Source organism: Geothermobacter ehrlichii, from assembly GCF_008124615.1.
Lineage (GTDB): Bacteria > Desulfobacterota > Desulfuromonadia > Desulfuromonadales > Geothermobacteraceae > Geothermobacter > Geothermobacter ehrlichii.
In genome coordinates this window covers 32,549-57,143 of sequence record NZ_VNIB01000015.1, presented here as the reverse complement: position 1 = coordinate 57,143, position 24,595 = coordinate 32,549, and the positions used below count along the sequence as shown (strand labels likewise).

General features: G+C 65.6%; 22 protein-coding genes. 3 read left to right on the top strand and 19 right to left on the bottom strand.

Features of this window, described 5'->3' with window-relative positions; translation table 11 throughout:
• Positions 1-81 precede the first annotated feature (81 nt).
• Positions 82-255 carry a hypothetical protein gene (locus EDC39_RS15390; RefSeq protein WP_187426807.1) on the top strand — a complete coding sequence of 58 codons (174 nt, stop codon included), beginning with the start codon at positions 82-84 and terminating at the stop codon, positions 253-255.
• Between the two features lie 2 nt (positions 256-257).
• Complete coding sequence (locus tag EDC39_RS13500) at positions 258-473, top strand: RND transporter (RefSeq protein WP_148896922.1); 216 nt, start codon at positions 258-260, stop codon at positions 471-473.
• 7 nt (positions 474-480) lie between these two features.
• Here the strand turns inward: EDC39_RS13500 and EDC39_RS13495 are convergent, their stop codons facing one another.
• The 3 genes from EDC39_RS13495 to EDC39_RS13485 all read right to left on the bottom strand — a co-directional run bounded on the left by EDC39_RS13495 (position 481) and on the right by EDC39_RS13485 (position 3,305).
• On the bottom strand, positions 481-888 hold the full coding sequence (locus tag EDC39_RS13495; RefSeq protein WP_148896921.1) for a hypothetical protein: 408 nt from the start codon (positions 886-888) through the stop codon (positions 481-483).
• A gap of 36 nt (positions 889-924) precedes the next feature.
• Entirely contained in the window at positions 925-2,112 is a 1,188-nt protein-coding gene (locus EDC39_RS13490) for a vWA domain-containing protein (protein WP_148896920.1), read from the bottom strand.
• A 131-nt stretch (positions 2,113-2,243) separates the two neighbouring features.
• Complete coding sequence (locus tag EDC39_RS13485) at positions 2,244-3,305, bottom strand: hypothetical protein (protein WP_148896919.1); 1,062 nt, start codon at positions 3,303-3,305, stop codon at positions 2,244-2,246.
• A 169-nt stretch (positions 3,306-3,474) separates the two neighbouring features.
• Between EDC39_RS13485 and EDC39_RS13480 the strand changes: the two genes are divergently transcribed.
• A complete protein-coding gene (locus tag EDC39_RS13480; protein ID WP_187426806.1) occupies positions 3,475-3,699 on the top strand; it encodes a hypothetical protein in 225 nt (74 codons plus the stop codon).
• A gap of 78 nt (positions 3,700-3,777) precedes the next feature.
• Here EDC39_RS13480 and EDC39_RS13475 read toward each other — a convergent pair whose 3' ends face one another.
• The 16 genes from EDC39_RS13475 to EDC39_RS13400 form a co-directional block, all read right to left on the bottom strand.
• On the bottom strand, positions 3,778-5,316 hold the full coding sequence (locus tag EDC39_RS13475; protein WP_148896917.1) for a hypothetical protein: 1,539 nt from the start codon (positions 5,314-5,316) through the stop codon (positions 3,778-3,780).
• Positions 5,317-5,330: 14 nt separating this feature from the next.
• Positions 5,331-5,807, bottom strand: coding sequence for a cytochrome C (locus tag EDC39_RS13470; protein WP_148896916.1), 477 nt, complete (start codon positions 5,805-5,807; stop codon positions 5,331-5,333).
• A gap of 29 nt (positions 5,808-5,836) precedes the next feature.
• A complete protein-coding gene (locus tag EDC39_RS13465; RefSeq protein WP_148896915.1) occupies positions 5,837-7,123 on the bottom strand; it encodes a hypothetical protein in 1,287 nt (428 codons plus the stop codon).
• Between the two features lie 254 nt (positions 7,124-7,377).
• Complete coding sequence (locus EDC39_RS13460) at positions 7,378-9,102, bottom strand: radical SAM protein (protein ID WP_148896914.1); 1,725 nt, start codon at positions 9,100-9,102, stop codon at positions 7,378-7,380.
• A gap of 1,433 nt (positions 9,103-10,535) precedes the next feature.
• Positions 10,536-11,669: a cell division protein FtsZ gene (ftsZ, locus tag EDC39_RS13455; RefSeq protein WP_148896913.1), complete on the bottom strand. Its 1,134-nt coding sequence runs from the start codon at positions 11,667-11,669 to the stop codon at positions 10,536-10,538.
• A 71-nt stretch (positions 11,670-11,740) separates the two neighbouring features.
• A complete protein-coding gene (ftsA, locus tag EDC39_RS13450; protein ID WP_148896912.1) occupies positions 11,741-12,970 on the bottom strand; it encodes a cell division protein FtsA in 1,230 nt (409 codons plus the stop codon).
• 16 nt (positions 12,971-12,986) lie between these two features.
• Positions 12,987-13,832, bottom strand: a complete 846-nt coding sequence (locus EDC39_RS13445; protein ID WP_148896911.1) for a cell division protein FtsQ/DivIB — start codon at positions 13,830-13,832, stop codon at positions 12,987-12,989.
• Between the two features lie 19 nt (positions 13,833-13,851).
• Positions 13,852-14,778, bottom strand: a complete 927-nt coding sequence (locus tag EDC39_RS13440) for a D-alanine--D-alanine ligase (RefSeq protein ID WP_148896942.1) — start codon at positions 14,776-14,778, stop codon at positions 13,852-13,854.
• Positions 14,779-14,789: 11 nt separating this feature from the next.
• Positions 14,790-15,698 carry a UDP-N-acetylmuramate dehydrogenase gene (gene murB, locus EDC39_RS13435; RefSeq protein WP_148896910.1) on the bottom strand — a complete coding sequence of 303 codons (909 nt, stop codon included), beginning with the start codon at positions 15,696-15,698 and terminating at the stop codon, positions 14,790-14,792.
• A complete protein-coding gene (gene murC / locus EDC39_RS13430) occupies positions 15,695-17,068 on the bottom strand; it encodes a UDP-N-acetylmuramate--L-alanine ligase (protein WP_148896909.1) in 1,374 nt (457 codons plus the stop codon). Before murC ends, murB begins: the two co-directional genes overlap by 4 nt.
• Positions 17,069-17,073: 5 nt before the next feature.
• Positions 17,074-18,147 (bottom strand): undecaprenyldiphospho-muramoylpentapeptide beta-N-acetylglucosaminyltransferase, encoded by a 1,074-nt coding sequence (gene murG, locus EDC39_RS13425; protein ID WP_148896908.1) that lies wholly within the window; start codon positions 18,145-18,147, stop codon positions 17,074-17,076.
• The gene (gene ftsW / locus EDC39_RS13420; protein ID WP_148896907.1) at positions 18,144-19,250 is read right to left on the bottom strand and encodes a putative lipid II flippase FtsW; all 1,107 of its coding nucleotides are present in this window, start codon (positions 19,248-19,250) and stop codon (positions 18,144-18,146) included. Before ftsW ends, murG begins: the two co-directional genes overlap by 4 nt.
• Positions 19,250-20,608 (bottom strand): UDP-N-acetylmuramoyl-L-alanine--D-glutamate ligase, encoded by a 1,359-nt coding sequence (gene murD / locus EDC39_RS13415; RefSeq protein WP_148896906.1) that lies wholly within the window; start codon positions 20,606-20,608, stop codon positions 19,250-19,252. Before murD ends, ftsW begins: the two co-directional genes overlap by 1 nt.
• A 1-nt stretch (position 20,609) precedes the next feature.
• Positions 20,610-21,686, bottom strand: a complete 1,077-nt coding sequence (mraY, locus tag EDC39_RS13410; RefSeq protein WP_148896905.1) for a phospho-N-acetylmuramoyl-pentapeptide-transferase — start codon at positions 21,684-21,686, stop codon at positions 20,610-20,612.
• Positions 21,686-23,086 carry a UDP-N-acetylmuramoyl-tripeptide--D-alanyl-D-alanine ligase gene (locus EDC39_RS13405; protein WP_148896904.1) on the bottom strand — a complete coding sequence of 467 codons (1,401 nt, stop codon included), beginning with the start codon at positions 23,084-23,086 and terminating at the stop codon, positions 21,686-21,688. Before EDC39_RS13405 ends, mraY begins: the two co-directional genes overlap by 1 nt.
• On the bottom strand, positions 23,083-24,585 hold the full coding sequence (locus tag EDC39_RS13400) for a UDP-N-acetylmuramoyl-L-alanyl-D-glutamate--2,6-diaminopimelate ligase (RefSeq protein ID WP_148896903.1): 1,503 nt from the start codon (positions 24,583-24,585) through the stop codon (positions 23,083-23,085). Before EDC39_RS13400 ends, EDC39_RS13405 begins: the two co-directional genes overlap by 4 nt.
• Positions 24,586-24,595: the final 10 nt, after the last annotated feature.

The following is a 24,595-nucleotide window of genomic DNA, read 5'->3' as shown; positions in this document are numbered from 1 at the left end:
AGTTTCGAGGATATTTCACTATTTGCGGATAAACGTTTATGCGGATTCATTCCGCAGGAACCGAGCGGAACGAAACAGAGAATGACCTTCAGCTGCAAGAATTTCGACCACGACAGCGGCACCTGCCGCAAGCTGGGCGGGGAGTGCATCCCCGGCCGGCCGGGGTGCGTTCTGGACGGCCAGGTGACCCTGAGCGACGAGCTGAAAAAGCGGCTGGAAGAGTTCGACGGTCGCGGCAACAAACGAAACGACTGACCATGGGCCGGTTTCTCGACCAGATCCCCTGGCTTCCCCTCGTCATCGCCGCCCTGCTGCTCGGGCTGGCGCCCTTCTCACCCGAACCGCACCTGCTGGAAAAGCTGCGGATGCTGGCAGCCGGCCGGCTGCGTCACGGCATCGACATCTTCGACCTGGCGTTTCACGCCGCCCCGGTCGTCCTGCTGGCCTTGAAACTGGCCCGGCTCAGGGCATAGCAACAGCTCAGTCAAGATCGCCGGTCAAACGCTGCAGGGCGAGAATCTTCGGATTGAGTCCGGAAACGATCCGCACGATCTCCCGCAGGCCGTCGGCATCGACGTCGACCTCCTCTTCACCCTGCTGGAACCAGGGATGCCCCTTCGGCAGCCGGCACGGCGTCTGCCCTTCGAGCAGGGTGACATCGACCAGGTCGTTCACCCGGCCGGTTGCCTCCCAGGGATCCCGGTAGTTGTACTGACGGGCGACCACGTGCAGGCCGAGACCGTTGGCGAACTGCGCCCGCACCTCGAAAGAGAACTCCCGCGGCGATCCGTAGTTTTCCGTGCGGCCGCCGCGTGAGGCGACCCGCGCCCCGGCCTGTTCGAAAAGCCGCCGTACCGACTCCTCAGTCATCGCTTCAGTCTGTTGCATGCTTCCATCCTCTCCGTCCGTTTTTTCCATCCCGGTTCAGGGTTCGAGCCGCAGCTCCACCCCCCAGTCCGCCGGCCGCCGGCCGTCGGCCGTCAGCACCCAGAGAGTGGGAAAATCCATGCTCTCCGGTGCCTCACCGTAGCCGTCGGTCAGGTAGATGACGGCCGCCGGCGGCGGCTGCATCGTCCGGCCGTATTCGAAAACCGGACGCAGGTCGGTAAAGCCGCCGCCATGATAAACTTCGAGCACGGCCTGGCTGCTGTTGAAGCTGCGTATCCGCTGGATCCGGCTGCCGCTGTAAAGGACGGTCAGCCGGCTGTCGGAGGCACGGGCGATGCGCAGCAGTTCACGGGCAAAGGCTTCGCGCAGTTCCGGCTTCATGGTCGAGTCGGATACGTCGACCCCGATCAGCAGATTGAGGCGGCGGCGCTTGCGCTGGCCCGGGGTGACGTGGGCAAAGCGCCGGTTCTCCCGTTTCCAGGTGCTCTTGCGGCCGATGCGGCCGGCCGTGGCAACGAACTGGCGCAGCACATCCCGCCAGGGGATGGCCGGCGGCGCCAGGAACCCCTCGACCAGCGTCGCCAGACTGTCCGGAACCTCGCCGTCGCTCTTGCGATGCGCGTCCCGCACCAGTTGCCGCACCACCTCTTCGGCCAGGCGCCGGGGCGTACCGTCAGCCTCGCTCCAGATACGGTGATCGTCGAGCCGGGCCCGCTCGTCGGCGGCCTGCGCCAGCTCGGCCGATGCCGCGCCGTCACCGGCGTCGGTCCGCCCCCTGGCCGCCCGTCTTTCGTCGCCGGCGCCCTCCCCCCGCTGGCTGCCAAGGCCGAACCGGCGCCGCAGCAGCAGCGCGTATTCCTCGGCCGCCAGCCCATCGGGCAGATCCCAGGTCCGCGGCAGGACGACGCTATCCGGCAGATGGTCGATATCGGGGTTGATGGCCAGATCGCAGGCCAGGTCCCAGACCTGGGGATGGCATCCCCGGCCACGCACGGGATGCAGGTGCAGCAGGTGGCGCACCAGATGTTCGAGCAACGCCTCCTGCTGCTTGAGCCCGAAGCGGGGCAGGGAATCCTCGCCGCAGACCAGCACCGGCGTGCCGCCGCGCAGGGTGATGCCGAGGGCTTCGCCGGAAACCAGCCGCCGGTCGCACCCCAGCAGCAGGTGGCCGTAAAAGGGAGCCCGCTTCAGCAGGCGAATGATGGCGTTCTGGAGGATTTCCATTCTGAAAATTTCACCACGGAGACACGGAGGCACAGAGAAAAGGCAACCGAAAACGCTTCGTGCTCAGCCCCATCGGTTCTCTCGTCGCTCGGTGTCTCCAGTGAGCAAAGCGAACGGGTGGTCAACGTTTTTCAGGACGCCTCGCGGCTCAGCGCCGCGATCGCCTCGTAGACCACGGCATCATACTCGTCCTTGGCCAGCACCGCCGCCACCGGCGGGATCTTGAGCAGGCTCTTGACCAGTCCGAAGCGCAAATCCCGCGGCAGCGAATCGATATAGGCGACCAGGTTTTTCTCCTGTTCCCCGGCCAGCTCCGACCGCAATTGCAGCTCGCTGACCAGGCTACCCAGGGTGGCGGCCTGGGCGTCATGGCTCTGGGCCCGGCAGCGATCGGCCACCTGGGGCCAGGAATCGAGGATCTCCCGTGCCGTCACCGGTCGCTGCCGCCGTTCCTGGCACCAGCGCAGAAAGGCCACCGCCGCCTCCCGGCCGACGACGCCGGCGTAGACTTCCATCTCCAGCTCGCGCGGCAGCCGGCAATGCCGGCGCAGGGTGCTGACCATCTCCCAGGCGCGCTCCGTCGGCTCCACCTGCAGGTCGAGCGGGTTGCCCTGGCGGGCCAGCAACGCAGGGCTGGCGGCGAGAAAGTCCTGCACTTCGGCATCGAAATTCTGCCGCCGGGCATAACCCGCCCAGCACTGGTAATCGGTTTCGACATAGATCAGGACCATCCGGTCGAGCAGTGCCCGGTCGAGGGTGGCAACCTGGTAACTGCCATCGGGCGGATTGATCGAAACCACCACCCGATGTTTCGGATGCAGGCGGTGGGTATGCAGGGCGCGGCACATCCCTTCCGCCGGGGGCTCGACGAACTGAAAGATCGCCTGCAGGGTATCCTCCTGCTGGGCACGGTTCAGCTCGTCGCAGTGAACGACCGTTTCCGGATCGTCATCGGCGGGCCACCAGCCCGGCCGCGACCAGCGCATCACATCCCCTTCGCGGTAGGGGATACCGACCAGGTCGCCGACCTCCATCTGTCCCAGCCGCAACGAGACATAACGCCGACCGAGGTCACGCACCGCCTGAATGATACCGGCGGTCTTGCCGACGCCGCGATGGCCGACGATGCAGGGCGTGAGATCAGTCTTGGACAGAATCTCCTTCAGCACCAGTTTCATCTGTTCGACGTTCATGTGAGAAATCCTTTGGATAGGGAATTCAGGACGCCTGACTCCTGACTCCTCTGCCTCCCAGACCAATAGCTGACAATTACGGTCAGAATAGCGCAAGAAAAAAATCTTGTCCATCCTTGCCTGCCCGCGCTCTCCGGGGTACCATGCCGACATGTTTGGATTCGGCTGGATGGAAATAGCCCTGTTGCTGCTGGTGCTGATTCTGGCGCTGGGGCCCGGGCGTGCCGCCGCCATGGCCGGCAAGCTGTTCGGTATCGCCCGCAAAGTCGACGAGACCAAACGCAACCTGCTCGACCCGACCAGCCTTTTGCGACGGGTCGCCACCGGGGAAAAAGGGGAAAGGAAAGAAGAAGCGGCCAAAAGTGAAGGCAGGAATCACGGTTCGAGAAGCTAGAATCGAAAATCGCGTTTCGCGGCTCGCACACAAAAAAACGGCCCCTTCCGGGGCCGTTTTTTTGTGGCCATTCACCCATCAATACCAGGTTTCGTTGTTATGGTTCTTCCCGTGACATGTATTGGTGCAGGTGACATTGCTGGCATCGAGCGTAAAGGTCAGATCCCCGTCCACTGCATCGACCTGATTCTTCAGATCAGCCCGCTGCGGATCCGGCGGACGGGTGAAATGCGCCGCCGAACCGGGTCCGTTATTGGTGTGGCAGACGTCACAGGAGACCTGATGGTCTTTCTTGTCGTGACGACCAACCCGGTTGGGCGCGGTCGCTCCGTCCGGCGGCGCGCCGTGGCAGGAGACGCAGCCGGAAGCGTTGGCGCCGGTGGGGACACTGACATGACAGCCGGTGCAAAGCCCGCCGACATTGCCGGAGCCGATCTCCGAATGGCACAGTCCGCAGGTTGTGGCGGAGATGTTTGCGTCGTTGTGGCGCTGTCCGGGTACATCGTACCAGTTGACCACCTCCCTCTCGTTGCCGAGCCCCATGCCGACCCCGATGGACGGATGGGCGGTGGCGTCGTTGTGGCACCCCTCGCAGCCGTTGCCGGGATTGACGATGCTGCCGGTGGCGTTGACGTCGGTGATCAGCTTGTTGTAGCGCGGATTGACATCCGTCGTCGTGTCACCGTGGCAATCACGACAGTGATCAAGATCGGCCTTGGCGTCGGGTCCGTGCACACTGCCGGCGAGGTAGCTGCCATCGAGGGTGTGCGGCGTGGGGCCGTCAGCATGGCAGCCGCTGGTGCCGTTGGGGCTGTCCCACGACGCAGAAAAGCAGCTCGGCGCCCCGGCAAAGGGACCGGCGGTCGTGTTGCCGGGGGTGGTGTCCACGGTCAGATTGTGACAGAGGGTGCAGGCGCCAACCAGGTTGCCGGAGGAGAAATGTGCCAGGGTCGTATCGACGCCATCCCAATCCGCCGGATGGGCGGTGGCCTCCGGATGGCAAAGGCTGCAGTTGCCGTTGGTGTTGATTTCCGGCGTGGCGTCGGCGAACAGGTCGGCGACGAAACCGCCACGGAAATCGTTCAGCGGCCGGCCGTGACAGTTGCGACAGTAGACCAGGTCGGCCTTGGCGTCGGTGCCGTGAAAGTCGGGATCCGTCGCAACGGTTGGGTAAGGGACCACATGCGGTGCCGGCGGGTCGCCACCCGTGGCCGCATGACACTGGGTCGAACTGTTGAAACAGCTCGGGCCGACCGTCCCGCCACCCAGTTCGACACCGTGACAGGCCGCGGTGGCGCAGGTGGTCCAGCTGTAATTTCCGGCAAATCCCTGGTGATCGGTCCGGACATCGGTCCAGGCCGCCGGGTGCACGGTGAAGGGAGGGCCGTCGAAATGGCAGTCGAGACAGCCGATGACACCACCGCTGCCGGTAAAATCGATGCCGTGGCAGAGCTGGCAGTCGCTCAGGCCGGCCATGGCCGCATCAGCATGCTGATGAATCCAGCCCGCCGGATGCGCCTGGTCGACCAGCGGCGCGTCGGAATTGCCGCTCGAACAGCCGGCGACAAAACCTGCCAGTATCAATCCCGCCAGAATCCAGAATCCGTATCGCGTCATCCGTTGGCCTCCTTTCATCCGTGACAGGGCGCGCAGGTCCGAGCCGCCTTGGGATTGCCGTGGCAGCGGAAACAGGAGGTCGGATCCACCCTGCCGTCGATCCGGTGCCGACTCAGATAGTCGCCCCGGTGCGGCATCCGCCGACGGGTGCCGGTCTGGTCCTTGAGCGAAGGCTTCAGCTCCACCCGGGTGGCATGGCAATCGTTACAGAAACTGGTCTGATGGCACATGGCGCATACCCTGTCCTGCTGGTAGGCCGCCTGCCTGTGGCTCTCCCCCCAGTACGGACCATGCACGAAACGTTCGAAGCGGATGGGACCGTCGGCGGAATCGTGGCAATTGGTGCAGGACACGGGCTTCTCACCGAGGTCCGCCGCCGAAGGATGGCTGACGGGAAGCTCCAGACCGCCGCCAAGACTGGCACAGGCCGCCAGCAGACCGGCCAGGACAACCAGAACGAGAACGGGAGAAACAGGGATTCGTTTCAGCATGGCAAAACTCCTGTCAGGCACAGACGGCATCACTGGCCGTGGTCATAGGCATAGGTCAGGGTGAACAGGCCGCGCACATCGTCATCGAAGTAGGGATCGCTGCTGTAGTCACCCGAAACCTTCAACTGCAGGGCACCGTCGAGAAAGGTGCGGCCGGTACCGAAAGAGACGAAGAACGAGGCATCCTCCCCGTAAATCGACTGATCATACCAGTAGTAGACCAGGTCACCGGAGACGAAGTCGACCCAGCAGCGGCCGCGCAATCCCCCGACATAGGCATAGAGCCGGGCCTGCCCATACCCCTGCCGGTCGGTGTCGCCGTCCATGAAACCGAGTTCGCCGCCCAGTTCGGTATCTTCCTCTCCGTGCCAGGAAGCGAGAACCGCATAATAGGCGTTGTCGCCGGCCTGGTCGTAGGAATAGGCACGCACCTTGCCCCCCAGGGTCCAGACCTCGCCCCGACGGGTGAGATCGGCGCCGTAAACGGTGATCTTTTCGCCGCTCGCCGCCAGAAAGCGGAAGGGATTGACGGCATTGGCACCGGTGCCGAAGTAATCGCTGTATTCAAACATCGACACCAGAGGCCGCAACCGCCAGGCTCCCATGTCGTACTGAAGCTCCCAGGAATGCTCGGCCCAGCCGTCCGTCTCCAGGTTGCGGACCGAATTGCCGAACAGACTGATGCCGCCGGGCAGATAGAGCGAAAGATCGATGCCGGCCATCTGTTCGGCGGTGTCGCTGTCGTTGTCGATATTCTTGTAGGAGAAGCCGACATCGCCCCAGTCGGCGACATGCACGGCCAGACGACCGCCGTAGATGCTGTCGCCGTCCCTGCCCCCGGTCGAATCGAGACCGACCGGCTGGCCGCCATAGAGACTGAGGAAAAAGAGGGGCCCCAGGTCGGCGGCCAGGCTCAGACCGTCGACCGCCTCGTTGCTGACACCGGCGAACAGGTACTGCCGACCGAGCCGGGCCTGCAGTCCCGTCGCGGAATCCCGGTACTGGAGGTAGCCGTAGAGTATTTCGCCGGCCGTGGTGTCGCTGTAGAAGCCATTGTCGGCTAAATCCGCCCGCCCCCAGCCGTAGAAGTGGAAGGACAGACCGGCCTCGCTCAGGGAACCGACATCGGCCTGGAGGTATTCGTAACCGGGAATGACCGCTTCGTCGGTTCCGGTGCCGGGATCGCGTTCGAAACCGCGAACGATGGTATCCGACTGGATACGCAGCTCCACGGCTTGAGCCGGCCCGGGCACGAACAGGAGCAGAACCAGGGCACACAGCGGGGCAGCCTTGGCCAGACAGCAACGCACACTCATGGTGAACCTCCTCGCCCGCACGGCGCACGCCGGCGGTTGATGCGAATTTGAAAACCTGCGGGGAGACGGCCCTAACAACGGGCAACAACCGTTTAACCTGCATCCGGACCGAAAGAACCCGGATCAGTCTCAACAATACATAACTTACCCGGTAATCTTAGCAGGTGTTTGTCGACTGGCAAGGAGGGGGATGGGCAAAAAAGGAGGGAGAAAACACGATCCCGGAGCTGCGTTTGAGACGGGGGCACAGAGGCTCAGCCACACACCCCGCAGCGACGACAGTCCGGACGGCAGGGCGGCGTCAGCCGCCCGGCGCAATAGCGTCGATATTCCTCGAGCAGCACCGCGCGGTCGACGCCGATATCGACAATATCCCAGGGCAATGGCTCGTCACCGGCCCGTTCCCGATAGAGCTGCGCCGCCAGATCGATCCCCGCCTCGCGGCAACAGTCTTCGAGATGCCGCCCTGCCGCCAGGTCGGGCAGCAGGCCGGCGGCCCGGCGGTCGGCGCGGGAAAGAAAGGCCTGCAGCAGAGCCGAACGGGGCGACTCGAAGTTAAGTTCGGTGTTGGCCAGCCGCCCGACCAGGTCGCGCAGCCGTTTCCGCGCCCGCTTCAGCGTCTCCGGCCGGGCCAGCGGCATCCACTGCAGCGGCGTCACCGGCTTGGGGATGAAGGGATTGACCGACAGGATCAGCCGTCCCATCTGCCCGCGATGCCGGCCATGCTCCTGCCAGCGGCGGTGGATGGCAGCGATCAGCGCCTCGGTTTCGTCCAGATCGGCCTCGCTTTCGCCGGGCAGTCCGACCAGGAAATAGAGTTTGAGGTTCTGGATGCCCGCCTCACCCAGCAGGTCGACCGCGCGCAGAATCTGCTCCTCGGTCAACTGCTTGTTGATGGCGTCGCGCAGCCGCTGGCTGCCTGCTTCCGGCGCCAGGGCCAGAGTCTTGTGGCCGGAGGCATGCAGGGTGGCGACCTCGTCGGCGGTGAGGGAGTCGATGCGCAGGCTGGCTACCGAAATGCATCCCTGGCGCTCGAGGATCAAGCGGCTCAGCTCCTCCAGCCGTGAATAGTCGGACACCGCAGCCCCGACCAGGCCGATGCGCTCCCGGTGGCACAGTCCCTGTTCCGCCTGCCGCGCCAGCCGGTCGAGGCTGCGCTCGCGCGGCGGCAGGTAGAGATAGCCGGCGGCGCAGAAACGGCAACCGCGACCGCACCCCCGCGAGACCTCCATCAGGTACATGTCGCCGAACTCGGTCTGCCGGGTCTGAACCGCGGCGACCGTCGGATGAACATCGAGATCGCGCAGCCACTGCCGGCGAACCCGGGCCGGCGCGCCGCCGAGGGGATCTCCGGCCATGCGGCCGCCGTCGGCAAGCAGCCGCTCGCCATAGGCGGCGGGAACATAGACCCCGGGAATCCGGGACAGTTCCTCCAGCAGTTCCTGCCGGCCGCTACCCGTCTGTAGAACCTCGAGCATCGGTGGCAAGATTACTTCCCCTTCCCCGACGACGAAGAGATCCATGATGTCGGCCAGCGGCTCGGGATTGAGAAAAGCGCAGACGCCACCGCAAACCACCAGCGGATGGCGCCGCGTCCGTTCCCGGCGCCACAGCGGCAGCCGGCCGAGCTCGAACAGCGTCGGCAGATTGAGGTAGTCGTTCTCGAAGGAGATGGAAAAGGCGACCAGATCGAAGTCGGTCAGCGACCGGCCACTTTCCAGCGAAAAGAGCGGCGTGTCGGTGCGCCGATGTTCGCGCAAATCGGCCGGATCGGGCAGAAAGAAGCGCTCGGCCAGGCAGTCCTCGCGGTTGTTGAGCAGCTGGTAGACGGTCAGAAAACCGAGGTTGCTCATCGCCTGGGCGTAGGTGTTCGGAAAGACCAGGGCGACGCTCAGCCGGCCGCCCCAGGGGTTGGCGCGACAGCCGGTCTCTTCCGCCAACCGCCTCCGGGCCTTCTTGATCAGTTTCTGCGATGCCATGTGGTTATCTTGGCACGGGAAAGGGGTGAGGGTAAAGAAGGCTTGCGGGAGTTCAACGTTTTACTGGCACCTGGCGGGGCGCGTCCCGCCGGTTTTCCTTTTGATTTTGTTTGCGACCTTCGGTCGATGGAGGCTGATCCGGGGTTGCGTCCCCGGACGACGCCTTACTCTTTTGCCGGCCCAAAAGAGGACGCAGAAAAGGGCCTTACGCCTGCGGCGGGCATTGCTGTTGCGAGTGGTCGGTGGGTCGTTACAACGTCGGCTCAACCCGGAACGCCGGCTCTTCGGGCAAGCAGAAAGGCTTTCCCAACGAGCGGCAGGCCGCTCGATGGGCCAGACCGCACCGCCTCAGCTCCGACGGGAACGGTTGTTGTCGAGACAAGCGATACAATATGGGGCCGCTCCGAACCGCCTGGCCCGTGTGAGCGCAGCGAGACCGGGAACGATGCTTTTTTTGTGGTCACGGCGAAAGGGCGGTCTGTCTGGGCAACTGGTTGAAAAGGGCCACAGACCTTCGCGGAAGAAATAGAAAGAAGCGTTTTTGCTTACTTTTTTCGCGCTGAAAAAAGTAAGGCGCCTGGCGGGGCGCGACCCGCCGGTTTTGCTTTTGATGGTTTGCGACCTTGCGGTCGATGGATGTTGATCCGGGGTTGCGCCCCCGGACGGCGCCGTCCTCTTTTGCCGGCCCAAAAGAGGACGCAGAAAAGGGCCCTGCGCCTGCGGCGGGCATTGCTGTTGCGAGGGTTCGGTGGGTCATTACAACGTCGGCTCAACCCGGAACGCCGGCTCATCGGGCCGGCAGAAAGGCTTTCCAAACGAGCGGCAGGCCGCTCGATGGGCCAGACCGCACCGCCGCGGCCCCGACGGGAACGGTTGTGCCAGGACGGGCATTCCGTTGGGGCACCTCCGAACAAACTGGCCCGTGTGAGCGCAGCGAGCCCGGGAACGATGCTTTTTTTGTGGTCACGAAGAAAGGGCGGTCTGTCTGGGCAACTGGTTGAAAAGGGCCACAGACCTTCGTGGCAGAAATAAAAACAAGCGTTTTTGCTTACTTTTTTCGCGCTGAAAAAAGTAAGGCGCCTGGCGGGGCGCGTCCCGCCGGTTTTGCTTTTGATTTTGCTTGCGGCCTGCGGTCGGATGCGGTTGCTCCGGGGTTGCGACCCCGGATGATGTTCCCGACCGTCTGGCCGCAAAAAGCTGTCCTGAACGCGGGTGGGCGCAGATCCAGGGGTTCGTCCCCGAAAAAAAGAAAAGGGGACCGCTTCTGCGGTCCCCGACGAGGGAGTCGTCAACACTGCATGCCAATACGGGTTCCCCGTTGCGGCCGGGCGGAGAAGACCGGCCCGGGGCAGCCGTGCATTCAGATCAACCATCATTCCCGCCGCCGGCCGAACCGACGGCGACAAGGGGACAAACTGTCTGTGCGACCCGCCTCAGTCGACGCGCTTGCGCAAAAAGGTCGGGATGTCGTACTCGTCCTCTTCGACCATCGCGCCGAAACTGCGGGGCGTCTCCTCCCTGCGCTTGCGCAGAATGGTCGGCATGTCCAGATCTTCCTTCGCGCGGGACAGGGGACGAATTTCGTCCGTATCCCGCCGGGCGGCATCGAAGGTGCCGCCGAAACCGGTAGCGATGGCGGTCACCTTGATGGCATCGCCCATCTCCTCGTTGATCACCAGGCCGATGAAGATGTTGGCCTCTTCGTGGACCTTTTCGTGGATGATGCGCGAAACCTCCTCGAAATCCTCCATTGTCATGCTGGACGAGCCGGTGATGTTGACCAGCACCCCCTTGGCGCCGGAGATGTCGACATCTTCCAGCAGCGGGCTGGAGATGGCCGCCTGGGCCGCCTCGACGGCCCGCTTTTCGCCGGAGCCGACGCCGATGCCCATCATCGCCATGCCGCGCTCGCTCATCGCCGCCTTGACGTCGGCGAAGTCGACGTTGATCATGCCGTGGGTGGTGATCAGGTCGGAAATCCCCTGCACCGCCTGCCGCAGCACGTCGTCGGCCGGCTTGAAGGCGTCGAGAATGCTCATGTTCTTGCCCGCCAGGCCGATCAGCCGGTCGTTGGGAATCAGAATCAGGCTGTCGACCACTTCCTTCAGGGCCTTGACGCCCTGCTCGGCCTTGGCCATACGCTGCTTGCCCTCGTGGGTGAAGGGTTTGGTCACCACGCCGACGGTCAGGGCGCCGACCTCCTTGGCCACCTCGGCGATGACCGGCGCGGCGCCGGTGCCGGTGCCGCCACCGAGACCGGCGGCGATAAAGACCATGTCGGCGCCGTCGAGCTGCTCGACCAGCCGCGCCCGGTCCTCGAGAGCCGCCTCGCGACCGATTTCCGGATTGGCTCCGGCCCCCAGCCCCTTGGTCAGCTTGCTGCCGAGTTGCAGCTTCATCGGCGACTTGTTGGCGCGCAGCGCCTGGGCGTCGGTGTTGGCGACGATGAAATCAACGCCGCTGACGCCCGAAGCGATCATGGTATTGACGGCGTTGCCGCCGCCGCCACCGACTCCAACCACCTTGATCTTTGCACTCTGGTCCATGGTTTCATCAAATTCAAACATGACTCCCTCCATTCCTGTCTGTGGTGAAGGTTCTCCCTTCCTTCACCGGTTGGCTTCATTCTCCGCTTCAACTAGAAAAATTCTCCAAACCACTCCTTCATCCGCCGGATGACCCGGTCGAACAGGTTGTCCTCGCCGATGCTGAACTTCTTCGCCTGCAGGTTGCGGCTGCCGTACTTGACCAGGCCGACCCCGGTAGCGTAGATGGGCGAGTTGACCACGTCGGTCAGGCCGCCGATGTCCTTGGGCACTCCGCGCCTTACCGGCAGGTTGAAGACCTGTTCGGCCAGCTCGGGCATGCCGGGCAGGATGGAGCTTCCGCCGGTCAGCACCACCCCGGAGGCGATCAGGTCCTCGAACCCGCTGCGCACGATCTCCCGGTTGACCAGGGTGAAGATCTCCTCCACCCGCGGCTCGAGAATCTCCGCCAGCAGCATCCGCGACAACACCCGCGGCTCCCGTCCACCCACCGAGGGCACCTCGATGGTTTCGTCCTTGCCGACCATGGCGGTCAGGCAGCAGCCGTACTTCTGCTTGAGCACCTCGGCCTCGTGCATCGGCGTGCGCAGGCCGACGGCGATGTCGTTGGTCAGGTGATTGCCGCCCAGCGACAGCACCGCCGTGTGCTTGATGGCGCCGTCAGCAAAGATGGCGATGTCGGTGGTGCCGCCGCCAATGTCGATCATCGCCACTCCCAGTTCCTTCTCGTCCGGAGTCAGCACCGCCTCGCTCGAGGCCAGCTGCTCGAGCACGATGTCGGCCACGTCGACCCCGGCCCGCTGGCAGCTCTTGATGATGTTCTGGGCGCTGGCGACGGCGCCGGTAACGATGTGCACCTTCGCCTCCAGCCGGACACCGCTCATGCCCAGCGGCTCCTTGATGCCGTCCTGGTCGTCGATGATGTACTCCTGGGGCAGGATGTGGATCACCTCGCGGTCCATGGGGATGGCGATCGCCTTGGCGGCGTCGATCACCCGGCGGATGTCCTCGCCGGTCACCTCACGGTTCTTGATGGCGATGACCCCCTGCGAATTGAAGCCCTTGATGTGCCCGCCGGCGATGCCGGCGAAAACCGACTTGATCTCGCAGCCGGCCATCAGCTCGGCCTCCTGCAGGGCCTTCTTCACCGCCTCGACCGTGCTCTCGATATTGATCACCACCCCCTTGCGCAGGCCCTTCGACGGCGCCAGACCGATGCCGACGATATCGAGCCCCTCGTCGGTGGCGCTGGCGACGATGGCGCAGATTTTGGTCGTACCGATGTCGAGACCGACGATCAGGTTCTCTCTCTTGTTGCTCATGATGGCTACCCCCTTGCTAACCCTTCCCAACCGTTTGCGGCGTCGCCACGCTCACGATCACCCGGTCAGATACGTTGAGATCGATATATTTCAGGGCCATAAGCTGTGGCCTCAGTTCCTTGTAGACCTTCTCCAGCCGGTCCAGCTTGGCGGCGAAATGACCGTAACCGAGGCGGATCGGCACCCCGCCGACATAGGTGGTCAGCTCGAAGCCGCCGTCCCGGCCGACATGGACCTCCGAAATATCTTCCAGCGTCAGCGAACGGCGTCCCTTGAGCTGCCGCAGCAGCAGCATCGCCTGGCGTAGCCGCCGCCTGACCCGGTCGGGCTGCCGGGTCAGGTCCTCCTGGGTGATGCCGGTGATCACCGGATAGTCGAGCCGGTCTTCCGGCGACAGCAGCTTGAAGATCTCGCCCTCCCAGTCGACATAGTAGAGATACCCGAGGCTGAGGATGGCTCCCGGCACCCTCTCCTTCACCTCGATCACCACCTCGCCGGGAAAGATCCGCCGGACCCGGGCGGCGGCGATCCAGGGATTCTCCTCGATCTTGCGGCCGATACGCTCCAGGTTGAGGTCGAAGATCCCGTCGCCCGGCCGGATGTCGGACAGCGCCACGATCTCGTCTCTCGACACCCGCTCGTTGGCGACGACCCGGATGGTGTCGACCTTGAAATAGCCCCAGTCGAGCAGCAGGCGACCGGCGAGAAACCCGGCGACGACGACCAGACCGGCAAAGGCCAGCAGCAGGACGGTCCGGGTCAGCCGTCGCAGCAGCTGTCCCCAGTTGCGCGGCTCCTTCTTCCTGACCCGCCGGTTGGCGCGGGTTCTGGACCGCTTCTTTCCGTCCTTCAGGTCGCGCATGGTCGTCGTTCATCGCCCCCTACTTGTCCAGATCCGCATCGAGCAGCATGCGAACTACCAGCTCGGTGAAGCTCATCCCGGCCCTGAGCGCCGCCTTCGGCAGCAGGCTTGTCGGCGTCATTCCCGGAACGGTGTTGATCTCGAGGATGTAGAATTCGCGCTCCTGCACCATGAAATCGACCCGCGCCGCGCCGCGGCAGCCGAGAATCCGGCAGGCCTCGACGGAAACCTGCTGCAGGCGACGGTAGACCAGCGGCGGCAGCAGCGCCGGCAGGATGTAGCGGGTCTGGCCGGCGGTGTATTTCGCCTTGTAGTCGTAAAAGCCGCCCTTGGGTACGATCTGGATGATCGGCAGCGCCTCGTCGTCGAGCACGCTCACCGTCACTTCCATGCCGGCGATGTAATCCTCAACCAGAACCTGGTCGTCAAGCTCGAGGGCGGTGTCCAGTCCGGCAGCGAGCTCGTCGCGGTCGTGCACGATGCTGATGCCGATGGTCGAACCCTCGCGCGCCGGTTTGACCACCAGCGGAAAGTGCCGGCAGCGCTCCAGCAGCGCCTCGCGGTCGTCACCGCGGCGGAAGACCACGAATCCGGGAGTCGGCAGCTCGTGGTAGAGCAGAATCTTCTTGGTCGCCACCTTGTCGATGGCCAGCGCCGACGCCAGCACGCCGCTGCCGGTGTAGGGGATGCCGAGCATCTCGAGCAGCCCCTGCACCCGTCCGTCCTCGCCGAAGCGGCCATGCAGGGCGACGAAGGCGATCTCGACCCCTTCGGCCCGCAACTGCTCGGCCAGGTCGCGACCGGCGTCGATCAGCACCGACCGGTATCCCGCTTCCTGCAGCGCCCGGTGCACCTCGCCGCCGGTGCGCAGCGACACCTCGCGCTCGGCGGAAAGACCGCCACACAGCACGCCGATGGTCTTCTGTCGCAAGCTTTCCCTGTCCAGGGCCATTGCTCTCACCTTTCACCGACGATCCGGATCTCGGTTTCCAGCGCAACACCGCTGTGCGCCTTCACCCGCTGCCGAACCCGCTCGATCAGCTCCTCAATCTCGGCCGCCCGGGCGTCACCGCAATTGACGATGAAGTTGGCATGCCGCTCCGACACCATCGCCCCGCCGAGGCGCAGCCCCCGCAGGCCGGCGTCGTCGATCAGCTTCCAGGCCGCCACATCCGGCGGATTCCTGAACACCGAGCCCGCGTTGGGCCCCTCGACCGCCTGCGCCTGCCGCCGGGCGTCAAGCGCCGCGCGCATGGCCTCGAGCAGCGCCGCCGGCTCTTTCCTGTCCAGCTGCAGCAGGATTTCCAGCACCACCTCCCTGTCGCCGATGGCGCTTTGCCGGTAGCCGAAACCGAGTTCCGCCTTCGTCCGCCGCTGCCGCCGTCCTTCGTGCAGCACGACAACCTGCCGCACGGCATCGCCGACGCTCTGTCCGTGGGCGCCGGCATTGATCGCCACCGCCGCGCCGAGGGTTCCGGGAATGCCGGCCAGCCGCTCCAGGCCGGCCCGGCCGGCCGCAGCGGTGGCGCGGGCCAGTTCCGGCAGCGCAACGCCGCATTCGGCCTCCAGCCCGCCGTCATCCCGCAGCCGCCAGCGGTTCAGGGCGCCGGTCTCGATCACCAGGCCCCGCACGCCGCCGTCACGCACCAGCAGGTTGCTGCCGTTTCCCAGCACAAGCCAGGGAACACCGGCGGCTTCCGCCAGGCACACCGCCCGTTCAAGCTGTTCGAGCCGCTGCGGCTGGTAGAAGAGATCGGCCGGTCCGCCGACCCGCCAGCTGCAGTGTGCCGCGAGGGGCTCGTCGCGGCGCAGCTCGCCGCCCAGTTCACCGAGATTGTCAAAGAGCTGCCGCAAACTCTCGTTCATGCCGACAGGCGCTTTGCCAGCTCAATCGCCACCTGGCCGATGTTGCCGGCTCCCAGGGTTACCACCAGGTCGCCCGCTTCGAGCGAGGCCTCGAGTTCGGCCGTCGCCTCGGTCAGGCCGGGCACCCAGCTCACGTCCCGATGCCCGTGGTTGCGCACACGCTCGGCCAGCCGCTGCGCCGTCACCCCCTCGATCGGCTCCTCGCCGGCCGGGTAGATGTCGGTGACCAGCAGCCGGTCGGCGTCGTAGAAGGCGGTGGCGAATTCCTCGAACAGGGCCCTGGTGCGACTGAAACGGTGCGGCTGGAAGACGGCGACGATGCGCCGCTCCGGCCAGCCCTTGCGCGCCGCTGCCAGGGTGGCGCGGATTTCGGCCGGGTGATGCCCGTAATCGTCCACCACCATGATGTCGCCGGCGGTGGAGAGGATCTGGAACCGGCGCTGAACACCGCCAAAGCCGTCAAAGCCGCGGGCAATCCGGTCGAAATCGAGCCCCAGCTCGAGGCCGACCCCGATCGCCGCCAGGGCATTGAGCACATTGTGCCGGCCCGGCATGCCGAGGGTGATCTCGCCCAGACGCCCGTTGCGGTCATGGACGGCGAATCGGGTGGCGCTGGCCTGGTAGCGGATGTCGGTGGCGTAGAGATCGGCCTGCGACGCCAGCCCGTAGGTGAGATAGCGCTTCTTCACCCGGGGCATGATCTCCTGGATGTTCGGATCGTCCAGGCAGAGCACCGCCAGCCCGTAAAAGGGAACCTTGTTGATGAAATCGACAAAGGTGGTCTTGATCTGCTCCAGGTCGGCGTAGAAATCGAGGTGATCGGCGTCGATGTTGGTCACCACGGCGATGGTCGGACTCAGGTGGAGAAAAGAGCCGTCCGACTCGTCCGCCTCGGCGACCAGGAACTTGCCCTGTCCCAGCTTGGCGTTGGAGCCGAAGGCATCGAGCCGGCCGCCAATGACAGCCGTCGGATCGAGCCCGCCCCGCGTCAGGATCGTCGCCACCATGCTGGTGGTCGTGGTCTTGCCGTGGGTGCCGGCCACCGCCACTCCGTACTTCATGCGCATCAGCTCGGCCAGCATCTCCGCCCGCGGAATGACCGGAATGTGCCGGCGCTGGGCCTCGGCCACCTCAACGTTGTCGGCCCGCACCGCCGTCGAGGTCACAACCACGTCGGCGTCGCCCAGGTTGTCCGGCGCGTGGCCGAAGGCGATGCGCCCGCCGAGCTTCGCCAGCCGCCTGGTCGTCTCGCTCTGACGCAGGTCAGACCCGGAGACCTCGTAGCCGAGATTGAGCAGCACCTCGGCGATGCCGCTCATGCCGATGCCGCCGATGCCGACAAAATGGATTCTGCGAATCTTTCCGTACACGGTTTCTATCCTTTCCGGGCCACGGCCCGGCACTGGTCGAGAATCAGCTCGGCCGCCCGCGGCTGTCCCAGGGCATGGGCCGCTCCCGCCATGTCGAGCAGCCGCTGCCGATCGGAAAGCATGTCGCTGATCAGGGTCGCCAGCCGCTTTCCCTCGAGTTCCGTCTGCGGCAGCATCAGGGCCGCTCCCCGTTCCGCCAGGCTGCGGGCATTGGCGGTCTGGTGGTCGCCGGCGGCATAGGGATAGGGGACCAGGATCGACGGCCGGCCGCAGGCGGTCAGCTCGGCGATGGTTGTCGCCCCGGCCCGGCACAGGACCAGGTGCGCCCGGGCATAGGCCGAAGCCATGTCGCGGATAAAGGGCACAACCTCGGCATGCGTCCAGCCCTGCTTCCGGTATCCCTCTTTCACCTGTTCCAGGTCCTCCTCGCCGGTCTGGTGCACGATGCGCAGCCGCCCACGCCAGAGTTCCAGGTGCGGCAGACAGGCCAGTACCGCCTGGTTGATGGCGCGGGCACCGCGACTGCCACCGAAGACCAGCAGTTCCGGCTCGCCGTCGGGCAACGGCCGGTGTTCGGTCATCTCCCGCCGCACCGGGTTGCCGGTCAGAACCGTCCGCCCCCCGAAATGCCCGGCGCTCTCCGGATAGCTGATACAGATCCGGTCGGCCAGATGGCCGAGCAGCCGGTTGGTCAGTCCGGGGCGGGCATTCTGTTCGTGGATCACCAGCGGCAGTCGCCGCCACCGGGCGGCCAGCAGCACCGGTCCGCTGGCGTAGCCGCCGACGCCGACCACCACCTGCGGCCGAAAGCGGTCGAGAATCGCCCCCGACTGCCGGAAACTGCGCAGAAGTTTCGGCGCCACGGCCAGTTTCTCGACCGGCTTCTTGCCGACGAAGCCGACGATGTCAATGGTCGCCAGGGGCAGCCCCAGCTCGGGCAACACCCGGGCCTCGATGCCGCGCTCGGTGCCGACGAACAGCACTTCGGAGCCGGGCTCGTCGGCCAGCAACTGCTGCGCCAGGGCCACGGCCGGAAAGAGATGGCCGCCGGTGCCTCCTCCTGCCAGCAGCACTCTCATCGCACCTCCCCCGGCAGCTTGGCCGAGATGTTGAGCAGAATGCCAACTTCCATCAGGGTGCAGACCAGGTTGGTGCCACCGTAGGAGAGGAACGGCAGCGCCAGACCCTTGGTCGGCAACAGTCCGAGAACCACCGCGAAATTGGTAAAAGCCTCGATGCCGATCAGCACCGTCAGCCCGAAGGCCAGATAGCGGCCGAATTCGTCGGGGGCGTGCACCGCCGTGCGGATGCCGCGCAGCACCAGCACCAGAAAGAGGGCGGCGGTCACCACCACCCCGACGAATCCGAGCTCCTCGCCGACCACGGCGAAGATGAAATCGGTGTGGGCCTCCGGCAGGAAGAAGAGCTTCTGCTTCCCCTCGCCGAGGCCGTTGCCGAACCAGCCGCCGGTACCGAAGGCGATCCAGCTCTGGATGATCTGGAACCCGGTATCTGTCGGATCGTCCCAGGGATTGAGAAAGGCCATGATCCGGCGGCGGCGGTAATCGACGTTCATCACGAGAAAGTAGAGAAACGGCAACGCCAGCACCACCACCCCGAACAGGTGGCGCCAGCGCGAACCGGCCACCAGCAGCAGGCAGAGGGCCACCACTCCCATGGTCGCCGCGCCACCCAGGTCGGGCTGGGCCAGCACCAGGACGAGCAGGACGGCCAGCAGCACCATGTAGGGCAGAAAACCGACCTTCAGCGTCTTGATCTTTTCCCCCTTGCGCGCCAGGGAATGGGCCATGAAGACGACCAGCCCCAGCTTGGCCAGCTCCGACGGCTGCAGGGAGAAGAAGGGCAGCCGGATCCAGCGGCTGGCGCCGCCGGCGCGAACCCCGACCCCGGGGATGAACACCACCACCAGCAGCAGGGTGCAGAGCAGCAGCAGGGGGACCGCCAGCCGACGCAGCCGATGATAGTCGACGTGCATCAAACCGGCCATCAGCAGCAGGCCGATACAGGCGAAGATCCCCTGGCGCTTGAGAAAGAGAAAGCCGTCGGCGTACTTTTCCGCCGCCATGATCGACGAGGACGAATAGACCATGACGATCCCGAAACAGGTCAGCACCGTCGCCAGCATCAGCAGGGTCTGGTCATGTCCGCGCCGGATCTCCATCAGGCCCCCTCCTCCGGTAGCGCGTTCACCTGCCGGGCGAAGACGCGGCCGCGCTCCTCGAAACTGCTGAACATGTCGAAACTCGAACAACCCGGCGACAGCAGCACGGTGCCGCCGGCCGGGGTCAGCTCCGCTGCCCGTTTCACCGCTTCGGCCATGTCGGCGCAGCGCACGATGCGCGCCGTTCCGGCCAGCTCCCGTTCGATCCGGTCGGCGGCTTCGCCGATCAGCAGCAGATGGCCGACCCGGTCGCGCACCAGCGGGGCGAGAGTGGCAAAGTCGCCTCCCTTGTCCTTGCCGCCGGCGATCAGGGTTACCGGCGGCCGCAGACCGGCCAGGCTGCGCATGACGCTGCCGACATTGGTCCCCTTCGAATCGTCGATCCAGTCGACGCCGCGCAGGCGACGCACCAGCTGCATGCGATGCGGCAGGCCGGGAAACCGGCAGGCCGTTCGCCAGACGAGCTTGGGATCAATCCCTTCGAGCAGCGGCGGTATCATCGCCGCCATGACGTTCTCCACATTGTGCCGGCCGCGCAGCAGCAGCTGCCGGGTGTCGAAACGCAGCTCACGCCCCTGCCAGCGCCAGAGGATGTTGCCGGCGGCGTCCAGCGACATCCCCTCGGGCAGATCCTTCTCCGCCGAAAAGAGGACCGGACGGGCGGCCAGTCCCCCGGCCAGAGTCATCACCTGCCGGTCGCCGGCATTGAGAACGGCGACGTCATCGCCCCCCTGGTTCTCGAAAATCCGCTTCTTGGCGCTGACATAGGCCGCCATGTCGTCATAGCGGTCGAGATGGTCGCTGCTGATGTTGAGCAGCATGGCGTACTTCGGCCGGAACCGCTCAATGGTTTCGAGCTGGAAGGAGGACAGTTCAACCACCAGCCACTGCCAGCCTCCGGTCGCCGCCGCCTCGATGAGGGGGGTGCCGAGATTGCCGCCGATAAAGGTCTTGCAGCCACCCGAGCGGAACATCTCGCCGCACAGGGCGGTGGTTGTCGATTTGCCGTTGGTGCCGGTGATGGCGACCAGCGGGGCCTGCAGATGCCGGCTGGCGATCTCCACCTCGCCGAGCACCGGAATCCCGGCCTGCCGCACCTGCTGCAGCAGCGGCAGATCGGACGGTACCCCCGGACTGAGCACCACCAGGTCGGCCCCGACCAGATGTCGCCGGTCATGCCCGCCGAGATCGAGGGTCAGGCGCTGCGGCCAGCGCTCGGCCAGATGCGCCAGGTCGTCACGCCGCCGGCGGTCGGTCAGCACCACCTGCGCTCCCCGCTCGCAGAAAAAGCGGACCAGGGCCTGGCCGCTGCGGCCCGCCCCGATGACGACTATCCGTTTTTCCGCATAATCCTGCATCTCACCTCAGCTTCAGGGTCGAAAGAGCCACCAGGGCCAGGATGATGCTGACGATCCAGAACCGAACGATGATCTTCGGCTCAGGCCAGCCTTTCAGCTCGAAATGATGGTGCACCGGCGCCATGCGGAAGATCCGCCGCCCCCAGAGCCGGAAGGACGCCACCTGGAAGATGACCGACAGCGCCTCCATGACGAAGATGCCGCCGACGATCACCAGCACAATCTCCTGCTTGGTGATGACGGCGATGGTCCCCAGGGCGCCGCCCAGCGACAGACTGCCGACATCGCCCATGAAGACCTGGGCCGGGTAGGTGTTGAACCAGAGGAACCCGAGGCCGGCGCCGACCATCGAACCACAGAGGATCGACAGCTCGCCGGCACCGGAGATGGCGCTGATCTGCAGATAGGCAGCTACCCTGGCATGGCCGGCGACGTAGGCGAAGACCAGGTAGGTGCTCGAGGCGATGATCATCGGCCCGATGGCCAGGCCGTCGAGACCGTCGGTCAGGTTGACGGCGTTGCTGGTTCCGACCACCACCAGAACGGCGAAGGGGATGTAGAACAGGCCGAGATCCGGCCGCACGCCCTTGAAGAAGGGGACACTCAGGGTGCTGTCGAAGTCCGGATGCAGGTAGAGGGCGACACCGGCGAGCAGCGCCACCAGCAGCTGCCAGAACATCTTCTGCCGCGGGCGCAGGCCCTCGGTGTTTTTCAGCCTCACCTTGCGGTAGTCATCGACGAATCCGACGATGCCGTAACTGACGGTGACGAAGAGAACGATCCAGACGAAGATGTTGGTCAGGTCGGCCCAGAGCAGGGTCGGCAGCACGATGGCGAACAGGATCAGGGTGCCACCCATGGTCGGGGTCCCTTCCTTCTTGAAGTGCGACTCCGGACCAAGCTTGCGGATCTGCTGGCCGATCTGCAGCTCCGACAGCTTGCGGATCAGCCAGGGGCCGATGATGAAGGAGAGCACCAGCGCCGTGATGGCGGCGTAGATGGTGCGGAAGGTGATGAACCTGAAGACGTAGAAGGCCGAGAAATGTTCGTGCAGGGGATAGAGCAGATGGTAGAGCATCAGGCGCCCCCTTTCCCGGCCTTGCCGTCGTCGGTGGACAACAGCCGGTCGGCGATGCGTTCCATGCGCATGCCGCGCGATCCCTTGACCAGAACCCGGTCGCCCTTGCGCAGCACCCGCGCCAGGCAGCCGGCGGCCTCGTCATGGTCGGCGGCGATCCGGATGCGGCGGGCTGACAGGCCGGCGGCACGGGCGCCGTCGGCCATCGCCTCGGCCATGTCGCCGAGCAGCAGCAGCAGGTCGCAATGGCGGGCCGCCCGGGCACCGACCTCGCGGTGCAGCCGGCGGCTCTCGTCGCCGAGCTCAAGCATGTCGCCGAGAACGGCGATGCGACGGCCGCCGCCCTCGAGCTGGTCGAGCGCCTCGAGGGCCGCTCCCATCGACAGCGGATTGGCGTTGTAGTCGTCCTTCAGCAGCAGGGCGCCGGAAGCCAGGGTATGCAGCTGCATGCGTCCCTGCAGGGGACTGAAGCCACACAGGCCGGCGACGATGACGTCGAGGGGAACATCGAGCGCCCTGGCTGCGGCCACCGCGGCCAGGGCGTTGCTGACATTGAACCGGCCGGCCACCGGCAGCACCACTTCGGCCGATTGCCCGCCGATGTGGAGACGGAACCGGACCTGGCGGCCGCGGGCCTCGACATCCTCGGCCCTGACCTCGGCGTCGCCGGACAGGCCGTAGAGAATCCGCCGCACACCGTTGGCCACCGGCAGGGCGAGCACCCGGGGATCGTCGGCATTGACCACGGCGACAGCGCCGGGCTTCAGGGCGGCGAACAGCTCGCCCTTGGCGCGTGCCACGCCGTCGAGGCCATGCAGGGTTTCGAGATGGGCCGGACCGATATTGGTGATCAGCCCCAGGGTGGGCGCGGCGATCTCCGCCAGGCGGGCGATTTCGCCCCGAGCGCTCATGCCCATCTCGATCACCGTCCAGCGATGACTTTCCGGCCGCAGACCGAACAGGGTGAGCGGAACACCGACCAGGTTGTTGAAATTGCCCGCTGACTTCAGCCCCGGCGCCGTCCGCTCCAGAATGGCGGCGAGCATCTCCTTGGTGGTCGTCTTGCCACTGCTGCCGGTCACCGCCACCAGCGGCCCCCGGTAGCCGCGACGGTGGGCGGCGGCGAGATCGCCGAGAGCCCGCAGACTGTCCTCCACCTGGATCACCGGCACCTTCAGCCCGGCGATCACTTCCTCGCTCAGGCAGGCGGCGGCCCCGTTCTGCAGGGCACGCAGCAGAAAATCGTGGCCGTCGTACTTCGGTCCGCGCAAAGGAACGAACAGCTCACCCGGCCGGATGGTGCGACTGTCGGTGGAGATGCCGCTCACCACCACCTCGGCACCGGCCGGCGACAGACGGCCGCCCGTGATTTCCGCTATTTTGCGTACCGAAAGTTTCATTCCTTGGTTGTCCTTCCATCCAGCGCCCGCCGGATCTCCTCGCGGTCGTCGAAGTGGATCTTCCGGGCACCGATGATCTGGTAATCCTCATGTCCCTTGCCGGCCACCAGCAGAATGTCGCCACGGCCGGTCAGCGCCACCGCCGTCTCGATCGCCCGCCGCCGGTCGGCAATCACCAGGTAGCCGGTGGTGCCGGCCTCCGGCAGTTCTGCCGTCGCCAGCCGCTTCGCCTCCGTCCGCTCGAGACCCGGCAGGATGTCGGCGATGATCCGCTGCGGATCCTCGCTGCGCGGATTGTCGGAGGTGACGATCACCAGGTCGGAGAGCCGGGCGGCGACCTCACCCATCTGCGGCCGCTTGCCCCGATCCCGGTCACCGCCACAGCCGAAGACGGTCAGCAGCCGCCGCGGCCGCAGGTCGCGCAGGGTCTCCAGGGCCTTCTCGAGGGCATCGCCGGTGTGGGCGTAATCGACCAGGATCCGCGCTCCGAGCCGGTTTTCGACCGATTCCAGCCGCCCCGGAACCCGCTGCAGCGCCGCCAGCCCGCGTTCGATCCGCTCTGTATCCATGCCCAGGGCGACCCCCACGCCGGCGGCGCAGACCAGATTGGCCAGATTGAAACGGCCCAGCAGCGGCGAGCGAATGCTCAGCTCGCCGGCCGGCGTCGCCAGTTTCGCCCGGATCCCCTCCATGCCGAGCTCGGCGTCGACGATCCGCACCCTGGCGGCGGCGTCAAAACCGCAGGTGACGGCGTCCGGGCGTTCTTTCGCCAGCCGCACTCCCCAGGGGTCGTCGATGTTGATCACCGCCCTGGCCGCCCCGCCTTCGGGAGCGAAGAGCAACCTCTTGGCGGCGAAATAGCTCTCCATCTCGCGGTGATAGTCAAGATGCTCGGGGGTCAGGTTGGTGAAGACCCCGACGTCAAACGCCACCCCGACCACCCGCTGCTGGGCCAGGGCGTGCGACGAGACTTCCATCACCAGGGCGGTACAGCCCTGCTCCCTGAATTCGGCCGCCAGCCGCTGCAGGTCGACCGCCTCCGGCGTGGTGTTCGGCGCCGGCAGCAGGCGCGACCCGAAACGATAGGCGACGGTGCCGATGACGGCAACGTGCTCATCCGCCTCGTTCAGTAGGCTTTCCAACAGGTAACTGACGGTCGTCTTGCCGTTGGTGCCGGTGATGCCGACCACCTTCATGCCGGCGGTTGGATGACCGTAGAAGCGCGCCGCCAGAGCCGCCATGACAGCCCGCCCATTCTCCGTTTGCAGGGTGGTGACGCCGGCAGTCGGCTCACCGTCTTCGCGCAGCACCGCGCCGGCGCCGGCCTCGACCGCCTGGTCAATGAACCGGTGGCCGTCGGTCACCGCGCCGCGCAGGGCGCAGAACAGGTCGCCCGGCTTCACCCGCCGCGAGTCATAGCAGATGCCGCCAACCTCCACCTCCGGATTGCCGTCGATGCGAAGGCCTTCGATGCCGGCTGTCAGTTCGCTCAGTTTCACCAGGACGATC